Annotated in this window: 2 rRNA genes and 1 pseudogene; all 3 read left to right on the top strand. The window is 52.5% G+C overall.

The features are described 5' to 3' along the window. Positions 1-216 (top strand): annotated as a pseudogene (locus WS46_RS36245) (hypothetical protein); the annotation flags it as partial. 19 nt (positions 217-235) lie between these two features. Further along, positions 236-3,116, top strand: a 23S ribosomal RNA gene (locus tag WS46_RS20665). Positions 3,117-3,298: 182 nt separating this feature from the next. Next, positions 3,299-3,411 (top strand): 5S ribosomal RNA (gene rrf / locus WS46_RS20660). Positions 3,412-3,416: the final 5 nt, after the last annotated feature.

Below are 3,416 nucleotides of genomic sequence, written 5' to 3'. Positions count from 1 at the left end.
TCATTGGCGATTGAGCCAGTCAGAGCGGTACGGAGTACGTATCGGCTGTCGTTCTTTAACAATCTGGAAGAAGTAAGTAATTTGGATAGCGGAAGCGTCTTTGAGATGGACGTGAAAACTATCCGGGTTGTGATTGTATCGATGTATCTCAAGATGATTCGAACTCTATGTTTGACTCAATTGGAATACGGCACAACGCGAGAACTCAACCTGTAACGAGACAGACTCGTTATAGGGTCAAGCGAACAAGTGCATGTGGTGGATGCCTTGGCGATCACAGGCGATGAAGGACGCGGTAGCCTGCGAAAAGCTACGGGGAGCTGGCAAACGAGCTTTGATCCGTAGATGTCCGAATGGGGAAACCCACTCCTTTTGGAGTATCCATGGCTGAATACATAGGCCATGCGAAGCGAACGCGGTGAACTGAAACATCTAAGTAACCGCAGGAAAAGAAATCAACCGAGATTCCCAAAGTAGTGGCGAGCGAAATGGGATGAGCCTTGCACTCTTTATTTGTATTGTTAGCCGAACGCTCTGGAAAGTGCGGCCATAGCAGGTGATAGCCCTGTAGGCGAAAACAGTATGAAAGAACTAGGTGTGCGACAAGTAGGGCGGGACACGTGAAATCCTGTCTGAAGATGGGGGGACCATCCTCCAAGGCTAAATACTCGTGATCGACCGATAGTGAACCAGTACCGTGAGGGAAAGGCGAAAAGAACCCCGGGAGGGGAGTGAAATAGATCCTGAAACCGCATGCATACAAACAGTCGGAGCCTCGTAAGGGGTGACGGCGTACCTTTTGTATAATGGGTCAGCGACTTACGTTCAGTAGCAAGCTTAACCGTATAGGGCAGGCGTAGCGAAAGCGAGTCCGAATAGGGCGTTCAGTTGCTGGGCGTAGACCCGAAACCAGGTGATCTATCCATGGCCAGGATGAAGGTGCGGTAACACGTACTGGAGGTCCGAACCCACTAACGTTGAAAAGTTAGGGGATGAGCTGTGGATAGGGGTGAAAGGCTAAACAAACCTGGAAATAGCTGGTTCTCTCCGAAAACTATTTAGGTAGTGCCTCGTGTCTCACCTTCGGGGGTAGAGCACTGTCATGGTTGGGGGGTCTATTGCAGATTACCCCGCCATAGCAAACTCCGAATACCGAAGAGTGCAATCACGGGAGACAGACATCGGGTGCTAACGTCCGGTGTCAAGAGGGAAACAACCCAGACCGCCAGCTAAGGTCCCCAAATATAGCTAAGTGGGAAACGAAGTGGGAAGGCTAAAACAGTCAGGAGGTTGGCTTAGAAGCAGCCACCCTTTAAAGAAAGCGTAATAGCTCACTGATCGAGTCGTCCTGCGCGGAAGATGTAACGGGGCTAAGCTATATACCGAAGCTGCGGATGCGTGCTTGCACGCATGGTAGGAGAGCGTTCCGTAAGCCTGCGAAGGTGCCTTGTAAAGGGTGCTGGAGGTATCGGAAGTGCGAATGCTGACATGAGTAGCGATAAAGGGGGTGAAAGGCCCCCTCGCCGTAAGCCCAAGGTTTCCTACGCAACGTTCATCGGCGTAGGGTGAGTCGGCCCCTAAGGCGAGGCAGAAATGCGTAGCTGATGGGAAGCAGGTCAATATTCCTGCACCATTGTTAGATGCGATGGGGGGACGGATCGCGGAAGGTTGTCCGGGTGTTGGAAGTCCCGGTCGCTGCATTGGAGAAGGCGCTTAGGCAAATCCGGGCGCAGGATTCAAGGGTGTGGCGCGAGCTCCTTCGGGAGCGAAGCAATTGGAAGTGGTTCCAAGAAAAGCCTCTAAGCTTCAGTCTAACGATGACCGTACCGCAAACCGACACAGGTGGGCGAGATGAGTATTCTAAGGCGCTTGAGAGAACTCGGGAGAAGGAACTCGGCAAATTGGTACCGTAACTTCGGGATAAGGTACGCCCTTGTAGCTTGACTGGCCTGCGCCAGGAGGGTGAAGGGGTTGCAATAAACTGGTGGCTGCGACTGTTTAATAAAAACACAGCACTCTGCAAACACGAAAGTGGACGTATAGGGTGTGACGCCTGCCCGGTGCCGGAAGATTAAATGATGGGGTGCAAGCTCTTGATTGAAGTCCCGGTAAACGGCGGCCGTAACTATAACGGTCCTAAGGTAGCGAAATTCCTTGTCGGGTAAGTTCCGACCTGCACGAATGGCGTAACGATGGCCACACTGTCTCCTCCCGAGACTCAGCGAAGTTGAAGTGTTTGTGATGATGCAATCTACCCGCGGCTAGACGGAAAGACCCCATGAACCTTTACTGTAGCTTTGCATTGGACTTTGAACCGATCTGTGTAGGATAGGTGGGAGGCTATGAAACCGGAACGCTAGTTTCGGTGGAGCCGTCCTTGAAATACCACCCTGGTTTGTTTGAGGTTCTAACCTTGGCCCGTGATCCGGGTCGGGGACAGTGCATGGTAGGCAGTTTGACTGGGGCGGTCTCCTCCCAAAGCGTAACGGAGGAGTACGAAGGTACGCTAGGTACGGTCGGAAATCGTGCTGATAGTGCAATGGCATAAGCGTGCTTAACTGCGAGACCGACAAGTCGAGCAGGTGCGAAAGCAGGTCATAGTGATCCGGTGGTTCTGTATGGAAGGGCCATCGCTCAACGGATAAAAGGTACTCTGGGGATAACAGGCTGATACCGCCCAAGAGTTCATATCGACGGCGGTGTTTGGCACCTCGATGTCGGCTCATCTCATCCTGGGGCTGTAGCCGGTCCCAAGGGTATGGCTGTTCGCCATTTAAAGAGGTACGTGAGCTGGGTTTAAAACGTCGTGAGACAGTTTGGTCCCTATCTGCCGTGGGCGTTGGATATTTGAAGGGGGCTGCTCCTAGTACGAGAGGACCGGAGTGGACGAACCTCTGGTGTACCGGTTGTCACGCCAGTGGCATCGCCGGGTAGCTATGTTCGGAAGAGATAACCGCTGAAAGCATCTAAGCGGGAAACTCGCCTTAAGATGAGATATCCCTGGGGACTAGATCCCCTTGAAGGGTCGTTCGAGACCAGGACGTTGATAGGTCAGGTGTGTAAGCGCAGTAATGCGTTCAGCTAACTGATACTAATTGCCCGTAAGGCTTGATCCTATAACAAGTCTGTTTCGACAGTCGTTAGCGCTTCAGCGCTTACGAATGTCGAACGTCGAGTGCAAAGCACTCGACGTACTGCGGTTGAAGTGCCGCGTACGTGTGAGATACAGCTCACAACCTAATTACTGCTTCTTCCCAGATTGGTTCTGTTGGCCATGCCAGCAGGACAACCCTCTTTGCCTGATGACCATAGCGAGTCGGTCCCACCCCTTCCCATCCCGAACAGGACCGTGAAACGACTCTACGCCGATGATAGTGCGGATTCCCGTGTGAAAGTAGGTAATCGTCAGGCTCCCT

The organism is Burkholderia sp. RF4-BP95, assembly GCF_001521985.1.
Lineage (GTDB): Bacteria > Pseudomonadota > Gammaproteobacteria > Burkholderiales > Burkholderiaceae > Burkholderia > Burkholderia diffusa.
The sequence above is the reverse complement of the archived record's forward strand: the minus strand, read 5'-3'. Positions and strand labels throughout refer to the sequence as shown.